The organism is Chryseobacterium polytrichastri, from assembly GCF_900142445.1.
GTDB lineage: Bacteria > Bacteroidota > Bacteroidia > Flavobacteriales > Weeksellaceae > Chryseobacterium > Chryseobacterium polytrichastri.
This window is the reverse complement of sequence record NZ_FRAV01000005.1, coordinates 167996-189632: the sequence shown is the minus strand read 5'-3', so window position 1 is coordinate 189632 and position 21637 is coordinate 167996. Positions and strand designations below refer to the sequence as shown.

Annotated in this window: 20 protein-coding genes; all 20 read left to right on the top strand. The window is 35.1% G+C overall.

The window, feature by feature from the left end; genetic code table 11:
* Positions 1-204: 204 nt before the first annotated feature.
* The 20 genes from BUB80_RS04830 to BUB80_RS04740 all read left to right on the top strand — a co-directional run bounded on the left by BUB80_RS04830 (position 205) and on the right by BUB80_RS04740 (position 21293).
* Complete coding sequence (locus tag BUB80_RS04830; RefSeq protein ID WP_073291441.1) at positions 205-951, top strand: hypothetical protein; 747 nt, start codon at positions 205-207, stop codon at positions 949-951.
* A 363-nt stretch (positions 952-1314) separates the two neighbouring features.
* Positions 1315-1932: a hypothetical protein gene (locus BUB80_RS04825; RefSeq protein WP_073291439.1), complete on the top strand. Its 618-nt coding sequence runs from the start codon at positions 1315-1317 to the stop codon at positions 1930-1932.
* 10 nt (positions 1933-1942) lie between these two features.
* Positions 1943-2590 carry a hypothetical protein gene (locus tag BUB80_RS04820; protein WP_073291437.1) on the top strand — a complete coding sequence of 216 codons (648 nt, stop codon included), beginning with the start codon at positions 1943-1945 and terminating at the stop codon, positions 2588-2590.
* A 9-nt stretch (positions 2591-2599) separates the two neighbouring features.
* The gene (locus BUB80_RS04815) at positions 2600-3268 is read left to right on the top strand and encodes a hypothetical protein (protein ID WP_073291435.1); all 669 of its coding nucleotides are present in this window, start codon (positions 2600-2602) and stop codon (positions 3266-3268) included.
* 541 nt (positions 3269-3809) lie between these two features.
* The gene (gene rplK, locus BUB80_RS04810) at positions 3810-4256 is read left to right on the top strand and encodes a 50S ribosomal protein L11 (protein WP_034679146.1); all 447 of its coding nucleotides are present in this window, start codon (positions 3810-3812) and stop codon (positions 4254-4256) included.
* A gap of 11 nt (positions 4257-4267) precedes the next feature.
* Positions 4268-4960, top strand: a complete 693-nt coding sequence (gene rplA / locus BUB80_RS04805) for a 50S ribosomal protein L1 (RefSeq protein ID WP_073291433.1) — start codon at positions 4268-4270, stop codon at positions 4958-4960.
* Positions 4961-4977: 17 nt separating this feature from the next.
* The gene (gene rplJ, locus BUB80_RS04800) at positions 4978-5574 is read left to right on the top strand and encodes a 50S ribosomal protein L10 (RefSeq protein ID WP_073291432.1); all 597 of its coding nucleotides are present in this window, start codon (positions 4978-4980) and stop codon (positions 5572-5574) included.
* Between the two features lie 47 nt (positions 5575-5621).
* Positions 5622-5987, top strand: a complete 366-nt coding sequence (gene rplL, locus BUB80_RS04795; protein ID WP_072412199.1) for a 50S ribosomal protein L7/L12 — start codon at positions 5622-5624, stop codon at positions 5985-5987.
* Positions 5988-6188: 201 nt separating this feature from the next.
* Positions 6189-6545 carry a DUF1016 N-terminal domain-containing protein gene (locus BUB80_RS23810; protein ID WP_228433689.1) on the top strand — a complete coding sequence of 119 codons (357 nt, stop codon included), beginning with the start codon at positions 6189-6191 and terminating at the stop codon, positions 6543-6545.
* Between the two features lie 6 nt (positions 6546-6551).
* On the top strand, positions 6552-7181 hold the full coding sequence (locus tag BUB80_RS23805; RefSeq protein WP_317043889.1) for a PDDEXK nuclease domain-containing protein: 630 nt from the start codon (positions 6552-6554) through the stop codon (positions 7179-7181).
* Positions 7182-7423: 242 nt separating this feature from the next.
* The gene (locus BUB80_RS23355) at positions 7424-7846 is read left to right on the top strand and encodes a hypothetical protein (protein WP_139262535.1); all 423 of its coding nucleotides are present in this window, start codon (positions 7424-7426) and stop codon (positions 7844-7846) included.
* Positions 7847-8677: 831 nt separating this feature from the next.
* The gene (gene rpoB, locus BUB80_RS04780) at positions 8678-12499 is read left to right on the top strand and encodes a DNA-directed RNA polymerase subunit beta (protein ID WP_073291429.1); all 3822 of its coding nucleotides are present in this window, start codon (positions 8678-8680) and stop codon (positions 12497-12499) included.
* 81 nt (positions 12500-12580) lie between these two features.
* Entirely contained in the window at positions 12581-16846 is a 4266-nt protein-coding gene (rpoC, locus tag BUB80_RS04775; RefSeq protein ID WP_073291427.1) for a DNA-directed RNA polymerase subunit beta', read from the top strand.
* An 85-nt stretch (positions 16847-16931) separates the two neighbouring features.
* A complete protein-coding gene (locus BUB80_RS04770) occupies positions 16932-17240 on the top strand; it encodes a DUF3467 domain-containing protein (protein ID WP_073291426.1) in 309 nt (102 codons plus the stop codon).
* Between the two features lie 241 nt (positions 17241-17481).
* Complete coding sequence (locus tag BUB80_RS04765) at positions 17482-18138, top strand: Crp/Fnr family transcriptional regulator (RefSeq protein WP_073291424.1); 657 nt, start codon at positions 17482-17484, stop codon at positions 18136-18138.
* A 117-nt stretch (positions 18139-18255) separates the two neighbouring features.
* On the top strand, positions 18256-19098 hold the full coding sequence (locus BUB80_RS04760; protein ID WP_073291422.1) for a DUF5777 family beta-barrel protein: 843 nt from the start codon (positions 18256-18258) through the stop codon (positions 19096-19098).
* 1 nt (position 19099) lies between these two features.
* Complete coding sequence (locus BUB80_RS04755) at positions 19100-19450, top strand: c-type cytochrome (RefSeq protein ID WP_073291420.1); 351 nt, start codon at positions 19100-19102, stop codon at positions 19448-19450.
* Positions 19451-19461: 11 nt separating this feature from the next.
* A complete protein-coding gene (locus tag BUB80_RS04750; RefSeq protein ID WP_073291418.1) occupies positions 19462-20004 on the top strand; it encodes a YceI family protein in 543 nt (180 codons plus the stop codon).
* On the top strand, positions 20004-20531 hold the full coding sequence (locus tag BUB80_RS04745; protein WP_073291416.1) for an ankyrin repeat domain-containing protein: 528 nt from the start codon (positions 20004-20006) through the stop codon (positions 20529-20531). Before BUB80_RS04750 ends, BUB80_RS04745 begins: the two co-directional genes overlap by 1 nt.
* A gap of 3 nt (positions 20532-20534) precedes the next feature.
* Positions 20535-21293, top strand: coding sequence for a T9SS type A sorting domain-containing protein (locus BUB80_RS04740; protein ID WP_073291414.1), 759 nt, complete (start codon positions 20535-20537; stop codon positions 21291-21293).
* Positions 21294-21637 lie beyond the last annotated feature (344 nt).

Genomic DNA, 21637 nt, shown 5'->3' with positions numbered 1-21637 from the left:
ATGTAGAATTTGGTTTTCTTCTTCAAATTTTACAATCTCAAAATATTCAATCAACAGTTCAGGTAAAAATAATTTAAGCAGTTCGGCATCATTTAGCATTATACAAAAATAGCATTTTTTATTTTCTCCCCAACTTTTGAGACTGATCCTTCGTCAGTTTCTTTTGCCCAAGTAGGTATTGTAACATCAAACCCTCAAGGTATTTTGCACGTAGATGCTGCTAAAGATAACCCTGCAACTGGAACGCCTTCCGCCACACAACAGCTTAATGATTTTATTGTTACCTCTGCCGGTAATGTTGGGGTAGGAACTATTACACCCTCTGAACATCTAGATGTAGCAAGTGGTAATGTAAGAGTAAGAGGTATCAACTCAAATATTGGGGTAGCAGCAGATAAACTAATGGCGGCAGATGCTAATGGTGTTCTTAAAATAGCAGGAGGATCTACTTATTCTACAACCAATAGTGGAAATAGAGTATTAAATGTTACTGGGGGACCTACAATTAACGCCGCTACTGGATGGACTAATAACGTATTTACCAATATACTTTTAAATACTGATTATGATCCATTAAATGCATATGATGCATCAACAGGTATATATACTATACCCACAGATGGTTTATATTCTATATATGCTAACTGCCGTTTTGTACTTCCTAATACTGGGTCTGGATCTTTTGATGGAACTGGTGGGCTTGCTTATGCATCAATCATTGTAGATGGGGGGAGAATAGGAACGGGTTATACTGTTATTCTTAGGGGAACTAAAACACCTAGTGCGGTGAATATGCTTAATTTGGCAACTAATGGAACTGTCTGGCTAAAGGCTGGGGAAAAAGTTACATTTGAATTCTTAACATACGGAACAGTTAATATGGTTGCAAATTTAGCTGATCTTACTATTGATAAGGGTAATTCTTTCATACGTATTAATAAGCTTCTGTAGATTTAGGATAATCATAATAATCTTAAAAATCCTTCCTGTTAAATGGGAAGGATTTTTGTTTTTAACCTTTGGAATTTTTTTTTGTATTGCTGTTTTAATAAAACATTGAGCTTTATTTGTGGATATTATGTTAATTAATTGCTTTTTGTTGTTTTCGGCAGGTATTTAATTTTTTATTTTATATTTATTCTTGTTTGGCATTTTTTTTGTAAGCAATGTGTAATAAATCCATGAAACTTTATTTTTTTTAAAAAATTATACTATGCATAGCAAAAGTATAAGAATTTTTTTGTCCTATTTTAAAGGATAGAAAATGAATAAGGTTATAAGGGATAATATTTTTTAAAACAACACAACACATCAATGACTAAAGTTATTTCGGCAGTGCTTTTCGTAAGCGCGGCACTTTTGAATGCGCAGGTTGGTATAAATACTAAAACACCTGAAAAAGAACTATCAGTGAATGGTAGTATGAAGACCTCTGGAATGGTTTTCAAAAACCCGATGGAAAAACTGGGATCTGATGAGAATTACACATTCGTAATTAAGTCTCCGGCTCCTGAAAACAAGATTACGGCTTACAATGATACTTTTGTACCCAATTCTCCGGCTCCGATTAATCTTATTCAGTTTAAAATTACGTGTGATCCATCAGATAAGGATTGGGTAAATCAATTTGACACCAAGATCAATTCTAATAAATTTCTGGTGGTGATTTCCTCATTTGGATTTACGCAGCCTGTAAGAACGTACTCTGCAGATTGGTTAACACCCGTTCCGCAGATTTTCGCCTATTCTTCGGGAGATACATGGAAACTTAAAGCAGATTATCAAGGATTTGCGCCTGACAGTTCTTTGCCTACAGGAGTATGGACGCTTAACCTTTTGGTTTTTGACCGAGCGTATGCCAAAGAAGTAAATAAAACACAAGATTTGGGTGCGTCTACAACGGGATCAGCTGCAGCTCCTTTAATTCAATAAAAAGTATACAATGAAAAAAAATATTACATTATTTCTTACAATATGCGGTTTTTTCGCAGCGCAAGCCCAAGTTGGAATCAATACTGCTAATCCTCAGGGAACCTTAGATGTGGCAGGAGAAACATTGGTGGAATCTTATTTGATTGATACAGTAAATTCACCGGCAAAAGGAAGTTACTTTTTACTTACACGTTCTAAAGATACTAATCCTGTAGGGAAGATTAAGATGTTAGATATTTCGCTTCGTAAAGTAGCTCCCGTAAATATCTATACGATTATTTTGAAAAATGTTAAGCAGGATGAAGTAGTAAGCCTGAATACAGGTCTTGATGTTAATAAATATGTGGTTGCAATTACGGGTGCTGTGTTTAGCGACGCTATTTCTGCAGCTAACACCTCTACCAATCCTAAGTCTTTCGGAGCATATTCTACCGAAGTGACCCAAGTAACAAGTGGAAGCAATAAGTATCATGCCGTTAATTTAGCTTTTAAAGGGGCTGGTACGGTTTCTTCTGCCAATGGAACATGGACACTTACGCTTAACGTTTTTGAAAAATCATTAGTTAAGGATTGGGGAACATTCACCGGATCTGTATCTTCATCAGCTTCGCCCGGATATTCAGGAGTATCAACTAACACGCCTGTAGGGCTTCAATAATCATCAATCATGAAAAGAAACACATATATAATATTAGCAATGTTTTTAGGATTGCTTTTAAATGCACAGTCAGGAAGAGTAGGTATTAAAACAACAAACCCGCAAGAAACGCTTGATGTAAATGGAACTACCTATACAAACTCATTGTATCTTAGGAATCCAGGGGAACCTACAATGACGGGAGGAAGCTTTATGGCTACTTCTGAGAATGCTCTTCAGGTGTATGATCCTAATTTGGAAAGCAGTGGCTTGTTCAACTACCTTAAAGTATCGCTGACGGGAGTTTCGGGTTCAGGAATTACGGATTATGATACTAAGATTGATGCCAATAATTTTCTTGTGGTAGTTCATAATTATTCATTTAAAATGAATGACGGATCTACCAATGTTGCTCTGGATTATGGAGATAACGGAACCAATGATAACAGGCAGGGTTCTCCGGATGTGGTTGCATTTAAAAGTAACGGAACATGGCATATAAAAGCAAGGTTCTCTAATAGTAGGCTTATTGCTCTTGCGTCAGCTAATCCGGCAAGAACATATAATAATTTTACTGTAGATCTTTACTTAATGGCTTATAAAAGATTGATCACGAAACAAAATATCAATGATATTACGACTGATCTTGGAGGAAATGATGGTTCAAGTAAAACAATTAATAAGCCTTCAGGGTTTTAAATAATATTTCATATTCACTTATAATGAAACTAGACGGTCTATTAAGATTGTCTAGTTTTTTATTTATGGAAAGATCTTAATGATTTATCTGTCGTATAAATTCTGGAATGGTAATAGGGCTACAGTATAAATTCAGAGTCTGTTAATTTTATGAATAAATAGAATCTCATGAGTAAAAGGCTTAATGAATGAAGATCAGTTGGAGAAATGTATGTTTTTTATGTTTACCTTTCAGTGCTTTTTAGGAGCCTTATTATATTTAGTGAGATTTTTTAACAGATAGCAGGGATTGTGCTGTTCAGATATTTGGAAAAAAGAGGGAGAATAAAGTATTTAATAACTTACAATTCATTCATAAATAAAATTCTAAAATATTTTTTTTCGTAAAACTTTCTAAAAATCAAGCGTATCCGTTTGCTATTTCAAAAATATTTCATAATTTTGCAGTCCGAAAAGTAGGTTTACTTTATGTGAGTGCGGTAACCTGCTGAATAATAAATGCTTCCAAACTCATTAATTATTCAAAATAAAATAAAGAAAAATGGCTAAAAAAGTCTTTAAAATGGTAAAACTTCAGGTGAAAGGTGGCGCTGCCAACCCTTCTCCACCAGTAGGTCCAGCATTGGGTTCTGCAGGTGTGAACATCATGGAGTTTTGTAAGCAATTTAACGGAAGAACTCAAGATAAGCCAGGACAAGTTTTACCTGTAGTAATTACAGTATACGAAGACAAATCTTTTGAATTCGTAATTAAAACTCCTCCTGCAGCAATCCAGTTAATGGATGCGGCTAAGATCAAGGGTGGTTCTGGAGAACCTAACAGAAACAAAGTAGGTGCTGTATCTTGGGCTCAAGTTCAAAAAATCGCTGAAGATAAAATGACTGACCTAAACTGTTTTACAATGGATTCTGCTGTTTCTATGGTTGCAGGTACTGCTAGATCTATGGGATTAAGAGTAACAGGAACTAAACCAACTTTTAACGCTTAAAACTTAAAGAAATGGCAAAATTAACGAAAAAGCAAAAAGAAGCTTTAAGCAAAGTAGAAAAAGGAAGAATCTATAACCTTGAAGAAGGTTCAGCTCTTGTAAAAGAAGTGAACACTGCAAAGTTTGATGCTTCTGTAGATATCGCTGTAAGATTGGGTGTAGATCCAAGAAAAGCAAACCAAATGGTAAGAGGTGTTGTATCTCTTCCTCACGGAACTGGTAAAGATGTTAAAGTATTAGCTCTAGTAACTCCAGATAAAGAAGCAGAAGCTAAAGCGGCTGGTGCTGATTATGTGGGTCTTGACGAGTACTTACAAAAAATAAAAGATGGTTGGACAGATGTTGACGTTATCGTTACTATGCCAGCTGTTATGGGTAAATTAGGACCTTTAGGTAGAGTATTAGGACCAAGAGGTTTGATGCCTAACCCTAAATCAGGTACTGTAACTATGGAAATTGGTAAAGCAGTAACTGAAGTAAAAGCAGGTAAAATTGATTTCAAAGTAGATAAGTATGGTATTATCCATGCAGGTATCGGTAAAGTATCTTTTGATGCTGATAAGATCAGAGAAAATGCTCAGGAATTAATTTCTACATTGATCAAAATGAAACCAACTGCTGCTAAAGGAGTTTATGTAAAAAGCATTTATTTGTCTTCTACAATGAGCCCTGGTATTGCAATTGATACTAAATCTGTTAACTAATATAAATCCTTAAGACAATGACAAAAGACCAAAAAGTTGTAGCAATACAAGAGATCAAAGACTTGCTTCAGGATGCAAAAGTAGTATATGTAGCAGATCTAGATGGATTGAACGCTGCTAAGTCTTCAGAATTCAGAAGACAGGCTTTCAAACAAAATATCAAAGTAAAAGTAGTAAAAAATACGCTTTTGCAAAAAGCTATGGAACAAATTGAAGGAGTAGATTACTCTGAAATGTTCCAAACTTTCAAAGGAAACTCTGCAATAATGGTTTCTGATACTGCAAATGCTCCTGCGAAATTAATTCAAGGGTTCAGAAAGAAAGAAGATAAGCCAGCTTTAAAGTCTGCTTACCTTCAAGAAACTTTCTATGTTGGAGACGAAAACTTATCTGCACTTGCTAACATCAAGTCTAGAGAAGAAATGATCGGAGAAATCATCGGATTACTTCAATCTCCAATTCAAAGAGTTGTTTCTGCTCTTCAAAACAAATCTGAAGCTGTAGAAGCTACAACTGAAGAAGTTGCTGCTCCTGCTGTAGAAGAAACTCCTGCTGAGGCGGCTCCGGAAGCTCCTGCTGCAGAAAGCACGGAAGAAACTCCAAGTGCTGAATAATTAGACTCAAAAAATTAAATAAAATAATCAACAAAAACATTACAACAATGTCAGATTTAAAAAATTTAGCTGAAACGCTAGTAAACTTAACAGTAAAAGACGTAAATGAATTAGCTACTATCCTTAAGGATGAGTACGGAATTGAGCCAGCTGCTGCTGCTGTAGTAGTTGCTGCAGGTGGTGGAGAAGCTGCTGAAGAAAAGACTGAATTCGACGTAATTCTTAAGTCTGCAGGTGCATCTAAATTAGCTATCGTTAAATTGGTAAAAGATTTAACTGGTGCTGGTCTTAAAGAAGCTAAAGATATCGTAGATGGAGCTCCTGCTGCAATCAAAACAGGTATCTCTAAAGACGAAGCTGAAGCTCTTAAGAAGCAATTAGAAGAAGCTGGTGCTGAAGTAGAATTGAAATAATTCAATTTACGCTAGAAATATGAAGCCCGAGCATTTGCTCGGGCTTTTTTTTTGTTTATTCTTTTATCAGTTATAGCTCATTTAAATTGCTTTTAGAAGAATCAGATTCTCTTTCAGCTTAACAATAGATAAAACTAAATCTCACAAAACGATTCTAAAATCGTTTTATTAATCCAATAGTAAATTTTGTAATTTTGGTAAATGATAGAAAAGACACCAGAATTTAATCAAGACCTTTACGGTTCCATTGCAAAAATTATTGTTGATGCCAAAGACCAAGTTTATAGAAACAGTAATACTATATTACTGAAAATGTATTGGGAAATTGGACAGCTTATTATAGAGGATGAACAAAATGGTGAACTTCGTGCAAAGTATGGTAAGTCAGTCTTGAAAAATCTTGCTAGTCATCTATCAGTGGAGTTTGGAAAGGGATTTAATGATAGGAATCTTAATAATATGCGAGCTTTTTTCATCGCATTTCCAATTTGGAACGCAGTGCGTACCGAATTGAGCTGGACTCACTACCGAATTATTAGTAGAATTGAGAATACTTAACACAGGATACAATATATAGAACATTCTATTGAAGGAAACTGGAATACCAGAACACTTCAAAGAAACATTGATAGCCAGTATTTAGGTAGATTATTAAAATTTCCGGAAGCTGAAAACAAGCACATATCCAATTATATTAAAGACCCTTATATTTTTGAATTCTTAGGACTTCCTTCAGACATATCACAGGCTGAAACTCAAATAGAATCAGCTTTAATTACGCACCTTCAGCAATTTTTAATGGAATTAGGAAAAGGCTTTGCATTTGTTGCAAGGCAGCAACATATTGTTACGGATACTTCAGATTTCTATATAGATCTTGTATTTTATAACTATTTTCTGAAATGCTTTGTGCTTGTAGATTTAAAGACGCATAAACTGACTCACGAATCGATAGGTCAAATGGACATGTATGTGAGAATATATAATGACCTTAAGAAAGAAGCGGATGATAATCCTACAATAGGAATTATTTTATGTACCGAAAAAGATGAAACGGTCGTAAAGTACTCTGTAATGTCAGAAAATGAGAAGCTATTCGCAAGTAAATACAGAACATATCTTCCTGACGAAAAAGAGCTGAAAAATTTGATAGAGGCAGACAGAGTGAAATTTGAACTGGATAATCAGAACTGATAAAAATTACTCAACTTCAATAACCTATTAAAAATCTGAAAAAACGATACAAAAGGTTTATCGTAATTAAACTCATTAAATTTAAAGCTACCAATAAATGTCAAAACTTTTAGATAGTATAAATATGCTTTCAGAGGAAGTGAAAAGTTTTCCAATCGGGCAATGTTCACCAAGTGATAACCAGGATATGCAAATAGCTTATTTATTCTCATTTAAGGATTTGACAAAAAAAACGAAAATAATTGAAAATAGACTTTTTAGAATATCCTAAGACAATAAAAATATTGCTAGCAATCTATGTTTTAGGTTTTGCCATTGGGACAACTACTCATGTATTGGACTTGTTAAATCATGGCTTAATACTTAATAAAAATGTGCCTACGTGGAAAAACATATATTGGATATCGTTAACTTTCTTAGATTTTTTAGCTATTATCTTAGTTTTAAGAAGTATTGTTCCAGCTTTAATAATTTCTAATTTAATCATTGTTTCAGACGTACTAATAAATACAAACTGGTTGACATTTGAAAGATTTGGCAATTCTGATGATTATAAAATTGTTTTACAAATAATCTTTGGACTTTATATATTATCAACGACTCCAATAATTTTACGACTGTATACCAAGTACAGAAAAAGTCACAGCACACAACATCAGGTTTGAATTATGCCCGAGTGACGTGGTACTTGAAAGTTTCTGCTTTTTAATTGCTTTGTTGCTCGCGCGACAATGAAGTGCTTTTAATCGGACAAAATATAAACCTGTTAACGTTGTGTCATATTATCATTGAAAACATTATTTAGAAAAGAAGCTTAAATCATTTTTGAATGAAGATTTAAGTAATGAAGAGAAAAAAAGTATCAAAAATTTACTTGATGTAGAACCTGATAATGGGCTAAATTCTTCAATATTTGGAATTTATAAAGAGATTAACCTATTTGAATATTGGACATTAAAAACGATACTTGTTTTAGGTATACTAATTTGTGTTATTAAAATATTATTTGAAACTTTATAATCTCAAAAAACGATTATTTTTTTGATACGTCAATAATCATGGTTATTATAAATTTCTTAATTGAATTATTCTAATAAATTTTAACTCCTTCAAAATGAAGATGTTTTATTTGTAATTGTTAGTAACTTTTTGTATCTTTGCCAACTCTTTTGGCGCTTATAATTGTTTGTAAATCTATAATATATTAAATATCAACTCTTTCGTAATAATGAAAGAGATTTTATGTATATAGATGTTGCGGTAATTTCTGCCTCAAAAAGTAAAATTTTAAAATATTTTGCATTACGCTGTGAAAAGATATACCAGCGTTGCAGTTAGAAATAAGAACTTAAGAAACAAGAACATAGAATTAAAGACTCATTCTGATAGCGCCAAAAATCTTAACAGTCTTTTACCCAATGTTTTTCATCTTTTTTCTGTTTCTGATATTTTTTGTATAAATCAAAATATTTTTTAACCCTTTCTTTAAAAGTTTTATGAGTAAAACAACATCAACAACTAGGGGGAATCAGAGAATTAATTTCTCTTCAGCGAAAGGAAAAATTATTACTCCAGACTTCTTGGATATCCAATTAGAGTCGTTTAAAGAGTTTTTCCAGCTTGATACGCTTCCTGAAGACAGAAAAAAAGAAGGTCTGCACAAGACTTTCCAAGAAAATTTCCCGATTACCGATTCTAGAAACCAATTCGTTTTGGAATTCTTAGATTATTTGGTAGATTCTCCACGTTATTCTATTAATGAGTGTGTAGAAAGAGGATTGACGTATTCAGTCCCTCTTAAAGCAAGACTTAAACTGTATTGTACAGACCCTGAGCACGAAGATTTCCAAACTGTAGTTCAGGATGTATATTTAGGGCCGGTTCCTTACATGACAGATAGTGGTTCTTTCATTATCAATGGTGCAGAGAGAGTTATTGTTACGCAGCTACACCGTTCACCTGGTGTATTCTTCGGACAGACTTATCACGCTAACGGAACTAAGCTTTACTATTCAAGAATTATCCCTTTCAAAGGATCTTGGATGGAATTTACTACGGATATCAACAGCGTAATGTATGCGTATATTGACCGTAAGAAAAAATTACCATTAACTACTTTATTAAGAGCTATCGGATTTGAATCTGATAAAGACATTCTTCAGATCTTCGACCTTGCGGAAGAAGTGAAGGTTTCTAAAGCTGCTCTTAAAAAAGTTGAAGGAAGAACATTGGCTGCGAGAGTATTGAACACTTGGTTCGAAGATTTCGTAGACGAAGATACGGGAGAGGTTGTTTCTATCGAAAGAAACGAAATCATCCTAGACAGAGAAACTATTCTTGAAAAAGAACACTTAGATCTTATTCTTGATGCAGGTGTGAAATCTATCTTGATTCACAAAGAAAATGCAAATGAATTCTCTATCATCCAGAATACATTACAGAAAGACCCTACGAACTCTGAAAAAGAAGCAGTAGAGTATATCTACCGTCAGTTAAGAAATGCAGATCCACCCGATGAGGAAACAGCAAGAGGAATTATTGAAAAATTATTCTTCTCTGAGCAAAGATATTCACTTGGTGAAGTAGGACGTTACAGATTGAACAAAAAGTTGAATCTTAATATCCCAACTACAACAGAGGTTCTTACAAAAGAAGATATCATTGCGATTGTAAGACACTTGATCGAATTGGTAAACTCTAAAGCGGAGGTTGATGATATTGACCACCTTTCTAACAGAAGAATTAAAACTGTTGGTGAGCAATTAGCAGGACAGTTCGGTGTAGGTCTTTCAAGAATCGCTAGAACTATTAAGGAAAGAATGAACGTTAGAGATAACGAGATATTTACTCCTCTGGATCTAGTAAATGCTAAGACATTAACATCAGTTATTAACTCATTCTTTGGTACCAACCAGCTTTCTCAGTTCATGGACCAAACCAACCCACTATCAGAGATCACGCACAAGCGTAGACTTTCTGCACTAGGACCTGGTGGTTTATCAAGAGAAAGAGCAGGTTTCGAGGTGCGTGACGTTCACCATACTCACTACGGAAGAATTTGTCCTATTGAAACTCCGGAAGGACCAAACATTGGTTTGATCTCTTCTTTGGGTATCTATGCGAAAATTAATAACTTAGGTTTCATCGAAACTCCATATAGAAAAGTAAACGATAGTACAGTAGATCTTAATGCTGATCCTATTTATCTAAATGCAGAAGACGAAGAAGATAAAGTAATTGCTCAGGCAAACGTTGAGTTGAATGATCAGGGAGAATTCCAAACTGATAGAATTATTGCAAGACTAGATGGTGATTATCCTGTAGTTGAGCCTTCTCAGGTTAACCTTATTGACGTTGCACCAAACCAGATCTCTGGTATTTCAGCTTCATTAATTCCTTTCTTGGAACATGATGATGCGAACCGTGCGTTGATGGGATCTAACATGATGCGTCAGGCAGTTCCATTATTGAAGCCACAGGCACCGATCGTAGGTACTGGTCTTGAGCAACAAGTTGCGAAAGATTCAAGAATCTTGATCAATGCTGAAGGTAACGGTACTGTTGAGTATGTAGATGCAGACAAGATTACTATTAAATATGAAAGAAGCGATGACGAAGATCTAGTATCTTTCGAATCTGCTACTAAAACTTATAACTTAACTAAGTTTAGAAAAACTAACCAGAGTACAACCATTACACTAAGACCAAACGTAAGAATTGGTGAAACAGTGCAAAAAGGACAAGTACTTTGCGACGGTTATGCTACTGAAAAAGGAGAATTAGCTCTTGGTAGAAACTTAGTAGTTGCGTTCATGCCTTGGAAGGGTTACAACTTTGAGGATGCGATCGTAATTAACGAAAAAGTTGTACGTGAAGACTGGTTTACTTCAATCCACGTAGATGAGTATTCTCTAGAAGTTCGTGATACTAAATTAGGTATGGAAGAACTTACTGCAGATATTCCTAACGTTTCTGAAGAAGCTACAAAAGATCTTGACGAGAACGGTATGATCAGAATTGGTGCCGAGGTGAAGCCTGGTGACATTATGATCGGTAAGATTACTCCAAAAGGAGAATCAGACCCAACTCCTGAAGAGAAACTTCTTAGAGCAATCTTTGGTGACAAAGCTGGTGATGTTAAGGATGCTTCATTGAAAGCAGACTCTTCATTAAGAGGTGTTGTTATCAACAAAAAATTGTTCTCTAGAAATATTAAAGACAAAAAGAAAAGAACTGAAGAAAAACTTAAACTTGAAGAGATTGAAAATACTTACAAGGCTAAGTTTGATGAGTTAAGAAATACTTTAATTGAAAAATTAAATACACTTGTAAGCGGGAAAACTTCTCAAGGGGTTCAAAATGACCTTGATGAAGAGATCATCGGTAAAGGTGTGAAATTTACTCACAGATTATTAACTTCAGTTGAAGATTACGTAAACGTAAGCGGTGCAGATTGGACGGTAGATAACGATAAGAATGAATTAATCAAACAATTAATTCACAATTATAAAATCAAGTTCAATGATATCCAAGGGGTTAAAAACCGTGAGAAATTCGCAATTTCTATCGGAGATGAGCTTCCAGCAGGTATCATGAAGTTGGCTAAAGTTTATATCGCTAAGAAACGTAAGTTGAATGTAGGGGATAAAATGGCAGGACGTCACGGTAACAAAGGTATTGTTTCAAGAATCGTTCGTGAAGAAGATATGCCATTCCTTGAAGACGGAACACCAGTAGATATCGTATTGAATCCACTAGGGGTACCTTCTCGTATGAACATCGGACAGATTTATGAAACAGTTCTTGGATGGGCTGGTCAGAAATTAGGAATGACGTTCGCTACACCAATCTTTGATGGAGCTACATTAGACCAAATTACTGAGTACACAGAAAAAGCAGGTCTTCCTAAATTTGGTAACACTCACCTTTATGATGGTGGTACCGGAGAGAGATTTACACAGCCGGCTACAGTAGGTATTATTTACATGCTGAAACTTGGTCACATGGTAGATGATAAAATGCACGCACGTTCTATCGGACCATACTCATTGATTACTCAACAGCCGTTAGGAGGTAAAGCTCAGTTCGGAGGTCAGAGATTCGGAGAGATGGAGGTTTGGGCTCTTGAAGCATTTGGAGCATCAAACATCTTGAGAGAAATCTTGACTGTGAAGTCGGATGACGTGATTGGTAGAGCAAAAACTTATGAAGCTATCGCGAAAGGAGAAGCAATGCCTGAACCAGGTATTCCAGAATCTTTCAACGTATTACTTCACGAGTTACAAGGACTTGGACTTGATGTAAGACTTGAGGAATAATTTTAAATTTTGACGAATGAATTTTGAATCAGTTCAGAATTTATAACCCAAAATTTATATCCAAAATCTAAAATCTAAAAAATGTCAAATAAAAATAAATCAAGTAGATTTAATAAAATAACCATCGGTTTAGCTTCTCCGGAATCCATTTTACAGGATTCTAGAGGGGAGGTTCTAAAACCGGAAACTATTAACTACAGAACGCATAAACCTGAAAGAGATGGTTTGTTCTGTGAAAAAATCTTTGGTCCTATTAAGGATTACGAATGTGCTTGTGGTAAATACAAGAGAATTCGTTACAAAGGGATCGTTTGTGACCGTTGTGGAGTAGAAGTTACAGAAAAGAAAGTAAGAAGAGAGAGAATCGGACACATCAACTTGGTGGTTCCTATCGCTCACATCTGGTATTTCCGTTCTTTACCAAACAAAATCGGTTACCTTTTAGGAATACCTTCTAAGAAATTAGATATGATCATCTACTACGAGAGATATGTTGTTATTCAACAAGGTATCGCTAAGAAATTAGATGGTTCTGATTTTGATGATAAAGAATTCCTTACAGAAGAAGAATACCTTGATATCATGGAAACTCTTCCTGTAGAAAACCAATATCTTGATGATTCTGATCCGAACAAATTCATTGCTAAAATGGGTGCTGAAGCGGTTGAAGAATTATTGAAGAGAATTGATCTTGATGCTTTGTCTTTCGACTTGAGACACAAAGCTCACAACGAAGGTTCTAAGCAAAGAAGAACTGAAGCCCTGAAAAGATTGAACGTTGTAGAAGCATTGAGAGGTGCTAACACTAGAATGATCAACAGACCAGAGTGGATGATCATGCGTGTACTTCCTGTTATTCCACCAGAATTAAGACCATTAGTTCCATTGGATGGAGGGCGTTTCGCTACTTCTGACTTAAATGACCTTTATAGAAGAGTTATTATCAGAAACAACCGTTTGAAGAGATTATTGGAGATCAAAGCTCCTGAAGTAATCTTGAGAAACGAGAAGCGTATGCTTCAGGAATCAGTAGATTCATTATTCGATAATACAAGAAAATCTTCTGCAGTAAAATCTGAATCAAACAGACCATTGAAATCACTTTCAGATTCATTGAAAGGTAAGCAAGGTCGTTTCCGTCAGAACTTACTAGGGAAAAGGGTAGATTACTCTGCGCGTTCAGTAATTGTTGTAGGTCCAAACTTACAGCTTCACGAATGTGGTATTCCTAAAGATATGGCTGCGGAACTTTACAAACCATTTATCATTAGAAAACTAATTGAAAGAGGGATTGTAAAAACAGTAAAATCTGCAAAGAGAATTATTGACAGAAAAGAACCAGTAGTTTATGATATCCTTGAAAACGTGATGAAAGGTCACCCTGTTCTATTGAACAGAGCACCTACGCTTCACAGACTAGGTATCCAGGCTTTCCAACCTAAGATGATCGAAGGTAAGGCAATCCAACTACACCCGTTAGTAACAACGGCATTCAACGCCGATTTCGATGGTGACCAGATGGCGGTACATTTACCATTAGGCCCTGAAGCAATCCTTGAAGCTCAGTTATTAATGTTAGGTTCTCAGAATATCTTGAACCCTGCAAACGGTTCTCCTATTACAGTACCTTCTCAGGACATGGTTCTTGGTCTTTATTTCATGACTAAAGAATTAAGCTCTACTGAGACGATGAAAGTAAAAGGTGAAGGTCTTGCATTCTATTCTCCTGAGGAAGCGGAAATCGCTTACGCAGAAGGAAAAGTTTCTTTAAATGCTAAGGTAAGATGTAGACTACCTGTTAAAGAAAACGGTGAGATCTCAACAAAACTAATTGAAACTTCTGTTGGTAGAATTTTATTCAACCAAATCGTTCCAAAACAGTCAGGATATATTAATGAACTTCTTACGAAGAAATCATTAAGAAACGTTATCGGTAGAGTCCTTGATGATACAGATTTCCCTACAACTGTGAAGTTCTTGGATGCAATGAAAGACTTAGGTTATTCAAATGCATTTAAAGGAGGTCTTTCATTCTCATTAGGGGACATCGTAGTTCCTGTTGAGAAGAAAGCAATGGTTGCTACAGCAATTTCTACTGTAGATGAAATTAGAGCCAACTATAACATGGGTCTAATTACAGATACAGAACGTTATAACCAGGTAATTGACGTTTGGACTAATACCAACGCCGGATTAACTGAAATGATCATGAGCAGAATGAAAACCGACCAAGGTGGGTTCAACTCTGTATATATGATGCTTGATTCTGGGGCGAGGGGTTCTAAGGAACAGATCCGTCAGTTATCAGGGATGAGAGGTTTGATGGCAAAACCGCAGAAAGCCGGTTCTACTGGTGCGGAGATTATCGAAAACCCGATTCTTGCAAACTTTAAGGAAGGTCTTTCGATCCTAGAATACTTTATCTCTACTCACGGTGCTCGTAAAGGTCTTGCGGATACCGCACTTAAGACTGCCGATGCGGGTTACTTAACGAGAAGATTGGTAGACGTTGCTCAGGATGTTATCATTACTGAAACAGACTGTGGTACTTTAAGAGGTACTGAAGTTACTGCTTTGAAGAAAAATGATGAGATTGTTGAAAGAATTTCTGAAAGAATCTTAGGTAGAGTTTCTCTACATAATATCTATGACCCTGAAAGTGATGAACTTATTGCTTCAGCAGATCAGGTGATCAATGAGCCATTAGCTAAGAGAATTGAAGAAGCAGGATTAGAAGCTGTTGAAGTTCGTTCACCATTAACTTGTGAAACTAAGAAAGGTATCTGTGCGAAATGTTACGGAAGAAACTTAGCAACAGGTAAAGTAATCCATATGGGTGAAGCAGTAGGTGTAATTGGTGCACAATCTATTGGGGAACCAGGTACTCAGTTAACATTGAGAACATTCCACCAAGGGGGTACTGCAGGTAACGTATCAGAAAATCCATCAATCGTAGCTAGAAGAGACGGTATCGTTGAAATGGATGATGTAAGAACAATTACATCTGAAGATGAAAGCGGTAACACTGCTGAGGTAGTGGTTTCTCGTTCTACAGAATTTAGATTGGTTGCTGACAACGAAACTAAAACTCCATTGATGATCGCTAACGTACCTTATGGATCTATATTAGCTGTGAAACCAGGTGATAAAGTGAAGAAAGGTGATACAATCTGTAGATGGGATCCGTATAATGCGGTAATTATTGCAGAAACTGCCGGTAAGGTAGAGTATGAAGATATCATCCAAGGTATTTCATTCCAATTGGAAATTGATGAACAAACAGGATTCGAAGAGAAAGTAATCTCTGAATCTAGAAATAAGAAAGCCGTACCTACTCTTAAGGTGGTAGATTCTAAAGGTGTTGAGCAGAAAGCATACAACTTACCGGTAGGAGCCCACTTAATGGTAAACGATGGTGAAAAAATTAAGGCTGGTAAAGTTTTAATCAAGATCCCAAGAAAATCTGCAAAAGCAGGGGATATCACCGGAGGTCTTCCGAGAGTTACCGAATTATTCGAAGCAAGAAACCCTTCAAACCCAGCGGTTGTTACTGAAATCGACGGGGTAGTTTCTTACGGAAAAATTAAGAGAGGTAACCGTGAACTTATTGTTGAGGCAAAAACTGGAGAAAGAAAAATTTACTTAGTTAAATTATCTAACCAGATCTTGGTTCAGGAGAATGACTTCGTAAGAGCAGGTTCTCCACTTTCTGACGGTTCTATTACACCAGACGATATCTTAAGAATCAAAGGTCCAACGGCGGTTCAGGAATATCTAGTAAATGAAATTCAGGAAGTTTACCGTCTACAAGGGGTGAAAATTGATGATAAGCACTTCGAAATTATCGTAAGACAGATGATGACGAAAGTATCTATTGTTGATGGAGGTGATACTCAATTCCTTGAAGGAGCGTTAGAGCACAAATTTGATTTCTTAGAAGAAAACAACAGAGTATTCGGTCTTAAAGTAGTAACAGAAGCTGGTGATTCTAAAGAATTCAAGCCAGGTCAGATGATTACTGCAAGAGAATTAAGAGACGAGAACTCTAAATTGAAGCGTGAAGATCAGGCTTTAGTTGAAGTAAGAGAAGCTTTACCAGCTACAGCAACGCCTGTATTGCAAGGTATTACAAGAGCAGCTCTTCAGACTAAGTCATTCATGTCTGCAGCATCATTCCAGGAAACAACTAAGGTTCTTAACGAAGCAGCAGTTGCTGGTAAGGTAGATTACTTAACAGGTCTTAAAGAAAACGTAATTGTAGGACACAGAATCCCTGCAGGTACGGGTCTTAAAGAGTATCAGAATGTTATCGTAGGTTCTAAAAAAGAATTCGAAGATATTAACTAAAAAGTGAAGAAAAGTTTCAGAATTCAAGTTTAAATTTTAAATTAGAGGACTGAAACTTTTTAAACAAAAAATATTTAAAGAAAACATGGACAATCAAAATCAAAATCAAGATCCAAACAACATCAACATCCAACTTAACGAAATGGTAGCTTCAGGGGTATATTGTAACCTTGCTCTAGTAAACCATTCTCCATCTGAGTTTGTTGTAGATTTTATCCAATTAATGCCGGGTGTTCAACAAGCTAACGTGCGTTCAAGAGTTATTCTTGCTCCACTTCACGCTAAGAGAGTATTAACTGCTCTTCAACAAAACATCACTAACTACGAGCAACAATTCGGAGAGATTAAAGAAGTTGAGCCTTTCGTATTAGGTGGAAACAACGTACAAGCGTAAGATTTTCTTAACATACATAAGAATGCCCCAATTTATTGGGGCATTTTTTTTGCTATATATATATATTGGAGATTTATTTTCATATAAACCTAGCAGACGATATTCAAAAATTCATTTTTTTAAATTCACTATTCACTTAAATAATTTCAAGTTCATTACTTATTGTTAATAAGTTTTAAAATAATAAAAAATTGCCATATGGATTATTCAATTGTATATATTTGCTGTTAAATTTTATATAATGGATGTGATAAATAATCAGTTTATTCTTAATAAATTTGGGTTTCTGGGAGCTGGTTTTTCAAATGAAATCCAAAAAAATGCAATTGTAGCTACCATAAAGGCAAAAACAGAAATTATTCAGGAAGGACAAAAGAATAAATATGTCCCTTTCTTGGTTAAGGGGTCTATAAAGGTTTTTTCATTAAATGACGGAAGAGAATTAATCTACTATTATATTCGACCTAACGACAGCTGCCTCATGACTTTTTCATCTATTTTTAGTGACTATATAAGTCGTGTTTATGCTATTGCGGAAGAAGATTCAGAAGTTTTGCTAATCCCCGTATCTGTGGTGCATGAGTGGCTCATCAAATTTCCGGAAATCAACAGAGTATTTTACAGTGAATATGACAAGCGCTTTTCTGATGTAATGAATATGGTGAATGAAGCGGTTTTTCATAGACTTGACAGAAGAGTTTTAAGCTATATTAAACAACAAATCTCTATCACGGGCAATCATCCGATAAAATTAACGCATAGGGAAATTGCTAGTAGTTTAGGAACTTCCAGAGAAGTGGTAAGCAGAGTTTTGAAAAAAATTGAAAACGAAGGAGAAATCGTTCAGAGCAAAGAAGGAATCAAAATCCCTGTAAAAGAAAATGTTAGCCCAGTCTAATAAATAATGTTTTATTACTGTGATTGATAAAAACTATCTAGTCGGTGACTTTTATCACACACTTTTGAATTCATAACTCTATAAGTTTGTCATATTAATATTTATCAAAAATTGGATATGACAAAAACTCTATTATTTTTGTCGATACTTTCATCAAGTCTTGCCTTTTCTCAGGAAGATTTGTTGAAAGATATTGACACCATTAAAACAAACACAGATATTTCGCAGCCTGCCTTCAAAGGCTTACAGGTTGTCACAGCACAATCTACCAAACTTACTGCAAAAAATGAATGGTACATCGTAGTTGCCCATCGTTTTGGAGATATCAGCACAGGTTTTAAAAATTTCTTTGGCCTTGATCAGGCTTCTACAAAGTTGGGAGCTATTTATGGTGTTACAGACGGCCTTTCTTTAAGTCTTTCTAGAGAAACGAATGGGAAAACCTTTGAATTAGGAGCCAAATACAGTCTCCTAAAACAGAATGATAATTTTCCTGTAGATATTGTTGGTTATAATGTGATGGCACTGAGAACAGATATTAACAAAGATAATTATCCACATCTTCAATTCAATGACAAGCTTTCTTATCTTACTCAGGCTTTGATCTCAAGAAGGTTTAATGACAAGCTTTCTTTACAGCTAACACCTTCTTATGTACACAAGAATCTTTATGAACCAAATATTGAAGATAAAAATCAGTTCCTAACAGGGCTGGGAGGGAGATATAAGATTTCTAAAAGGATTTCCATCAACGCAGAATATTTTGTGAATTTTGATAACCACAGTTTTTATAAAAACCCTTTATCATTAGGGATGGATATTGAAACTGGCGGACACGTTTTCCAGCTTGTATTCAGTAATTCTCAGCTTAATTCAGATATAGGATATCTTACAAACGCTACCGGAAAATGGGATAAAGGACAGATTTTCTTTGGGTTTAACCTTTATAGAGTTTTTTAATATGAAAAAGATACTATACTTACTATCATCAGCGGTTGTATTAATGGCTTGTGAAAGCAGAACCTATGAAGAAATTTCAGATAATACACCCATCACCGGAATTGTAAAATATGAGACGGATATAAAACCTATTATTGAAACCAATTGTATTGGATGCCACTCACCCGGAGGTCCTGCTTCTGCTTACCCGTTAACAAATTATAATTTGGTAAAAGCAGAAATAGACAATATTGTAGACAGAATACAAAGGCCAGTCGGAGCTGTGGGAAGAATGCCTCCAGGTACATCATTATCACAAAGTCAGATCAATTTTTTCATTAAGTGGAAAGCTGATGGTTCTATAGAAAATTAAAAAAGAGAAAAATGAAAAATGTAGTATTAATTGTTGCATCGTTACTATGTGGTAATCTTGCATTGGCTCAGAAATATAGTTCTAAAACAGGACAGGTAAGCTTTGAAGCATCAGTTCTGTTATTTGAAGATATCAGTGCCAAGGATAGTAATAATTTGGTTATTCTAAATGCTGATACTGGTGAAATAGCTTCTGTTTCTATGGTGAAGAATTATAGATTTACCGTGAAACTAATGGAAGAGCATTTCAATGAAAATTATGCGGAATCAGCAAAATATCCTAAAGCAACTTTTACAGGAAAGCTTGCCAATTTTGATAAAGCGAAGCTTACTGCATCACCACAAAAATATACGCTACAAGGGAAACTTAATTTTCATGGGGTAGACAAGGCGGTTACATCCTCTGCAACAATATATGCCAAGGATGGGAAGATTTATATGCAAGGAGGTTTTGTTGCCAGACCTGCAGATTATAATGTAACCATTCCTAAAATGGTATCTAAAAAAGTGGCAGAAAATGTGAACGTCAAGTATGATTATATTCTTTCAAAATAATGAAAAAATTAATCTTAATACTAAGTGTTTTTCTGGGATTCTCACTTGCGATTGCTCAGGAAAAAACAAAATCTATTTTTGATATTGCGAGAAATGGGAGTGTGGCTGAGGTTAAAGAATTGATGAAGAAAGATCCAAACAGCATCAATGAAACCAACGAAAGTGGTTTTTCTCCTCTTATTTTAGCTTGCTACAGAGGAAACACAGAGGTTGCTAAGTTTTTAATGGATCATGTAAAAGATCTTAATTATAAAAGCCAGGAAGGAACTGCATTGGCCGGACTTTCGGTAAAGTATAATAAAGATTTGGTGATGTATTTATTAAGCAAAAATGCAGATCCTAATATTGCAGATGCTACAGGATCTACACCTCTTTTCTGGGCTGTAAAATTTGGGAATAAAGAATTAATAGAATTATTGGTAAAATATAAAGCCGATAAACTAAAAAAAGATTCAATGGGAATGACTCCTTTTGAATATGCCTTACAAACAAACAATAAAGAAATTATTAATCTCTTAAAAAATTAATATATGAAAAAAGTTTTACTCACATTAAGTTTAGCTCTTGCAAGCACTGTAGGAGCACAGTTTTCCTCTGGTACGGTAAGCTTGGGGTCAACTGGTATGACGGTAAAGTTGGATACTTCTTCAACCTTAGCAACAATAACACTTACGGGTGCTGATACTTCTTATTTAGGAATCGGCTTCGGAAATGTAGGCTCAGGAATGTCAAACGGAGCAGATGGATTTATTTACAATGCCTCTGCAAATAGGGATTATACTTTTGGTGGAATTGGGGTAACACCTACAGCAGATGCCTCCCAAGACTGGACTCAAACTTCAAATACAACTGCTGGAGGAATAAGAACAGTAGTTGCTACAAGATCATTATCAGGAGGAGCGGGAGATACGGCCATTGCAAACGCTGCGGGAAGTGTAAATATCTTTTTTGCTAAAGGGCCTGGAACTGCTTTGTCAAGTGGCTATCACGGTGGTGGAAATAGAGGATATACCACGCTAAGTATGACGGGAACATTAGGAACTAATGATCTGTTAGCTGAAAGTAAAAAAGTTGTTCTTTATCCGAATCCTGCAAAAGAAACTGTGAATTTCAAAAATGCAGATAAAATAAAATCTATTGATATTTATGAAGCAACAGGAAGGAAGGTAAAATCGGTTCAGGTGAACGGAGAAAATATCAGTGTTTCTGATCTACAATCCGGAAGCTATTATTTTGAAGTTAAATTAAAAGATGGAAGTGTATCTTACCAGAAATTAATTAAAGAATAATTTTAATAATATATTATTTTTATCCCTAAAAGTTAAATCTTTTGGGGATTTTTCATTTATAATAATTTAAAAAGAGAATGTTCTAATATTGTCTTTTTAAGAAAAATGTTTTCAATAAGGGAATGTGTATTTTCTTATGAATAGTTACAAATAAGAGATTAATATTGTGACTTTTTATTGTTAATAATTGTTTATGTGTTTTTTATGGTTAAATTTCAATGGTTACACCTAATATTGCTCTATTTTTTTATAAATAATTAATGGATATTATTTTTACTATAATATTCATTAATTATTTCCATTAAGCGTAAAATATTAAGTTTGCATTTATTTATGCTCTGTAA

Coding starts and splice junctions, on each gene's coding strand:
- BUB80_RS04815 (WP_073291435.1), top strand. CDS start 2,600: ATGAAAAGAAACACATATATAATATTAGCAATGTTTTTAGGATTGCTT.
- rplK (WP_034679146.1), top strand. CDS start 3,810: ATGGCTAAAAAAGTCTTTAAAATGGTAAAACTTCAGGTGAAAGGTGGC.
- BUB80_RS04740 (WP_073291414.1), top strand. CDS start 20,535: ATGAAAAAAGTTTTACTCACATTAAGTTTAGCTCTTGCAAGCACTGTA.
- BUB80_RS04825 (WP_073291439.1), top strand. CDS start 1,315: ATGACTAAAGTTATTTCGGCAGTGCTTTTCGTAAGCGCGGCACTTTTG.
- rplJ (WP_073291432.1), top strand. CDS start 4,978: ATGACAAAAGACCAAAAAGTTGTAGCAATACAAGAGATCAAAGACTTG.
- BUB80_RS04760 (WP_073291422.1), top strand. CDS start 18,256: ATGACAAAAACTCTATTATTTTTGTCGATACTTTCATCAAGTCTTGCC.
- BUB80_RS04765 (WP_073291424.1), top strand. CDS start 17,482: ATGGATGTGATAAATAATCAGTTTATTCTTAATAAATTTGGGTTTCTG.
- rplA (WP_073291433.1), top strand. CDS start 4,268: ATGGCAAAATTAACGAAAAAGCAAAAAGAAGCTTTAAGCAAAGTAGAA.
- rplL (WP_072412199.1), top strand. CDS start 5,622: ATGTCAGATTTAAAAAATTTAGCTGAAACGCTAGTAAACTTAACAGTA.
- rpoB (WP_073291429.1), top strand. CDS start 8,678: ATGAGTAAAACAACATCAACAACTAGGGGGAATCAGAGAATTAATTTC.
- BUB80_RS04745 (WP_073291416.1), top strand. CDS start 20,004: ATGAAAAAATTAATCTTAATACTAAGTGTTTTTCTGGGATTCTCACTT.
- BUB80_RS04820 (WP_073291437.1), top strand. CDS start 1,943: ATGAAAAAAAATATTACATTATTTCTTACAATATGCGGTTTTTTCGCA.
- BUB80_RS23810 (WP_228433689.1), top strand. CDS start 6,189: ATGATAGAAAAGACACCAGAATTTAATCAAGACCTTTACGGTTCCATT.
- BUB80_RS04755 (WP_073291420.1), top strand. CDS start 19,100: ATGAAAAAGATACTATACTTACTATCATCAGCGGTTGTATTAATGGCT.
- BUB80_RS04750 (WP_073291418.1), top strand. CDS start 19,462: ATGAAAAATGTAGTATTAATTGTTGCATCGTTACTATGTGGTAATCTT.
- BUB80_RS04770 (WP_073291426.1), top strand. CDS start 16,932: ATGGACAATCAAAATCAAAATCAAGATCCAAACAACATCAACATCCAA.
- rpoC (WP_073291427.1), top strand. CDS start 12,581: ATGTCAAATAAAAATAAATCAAGTAGATTTAATAAAATAACCATCGGT.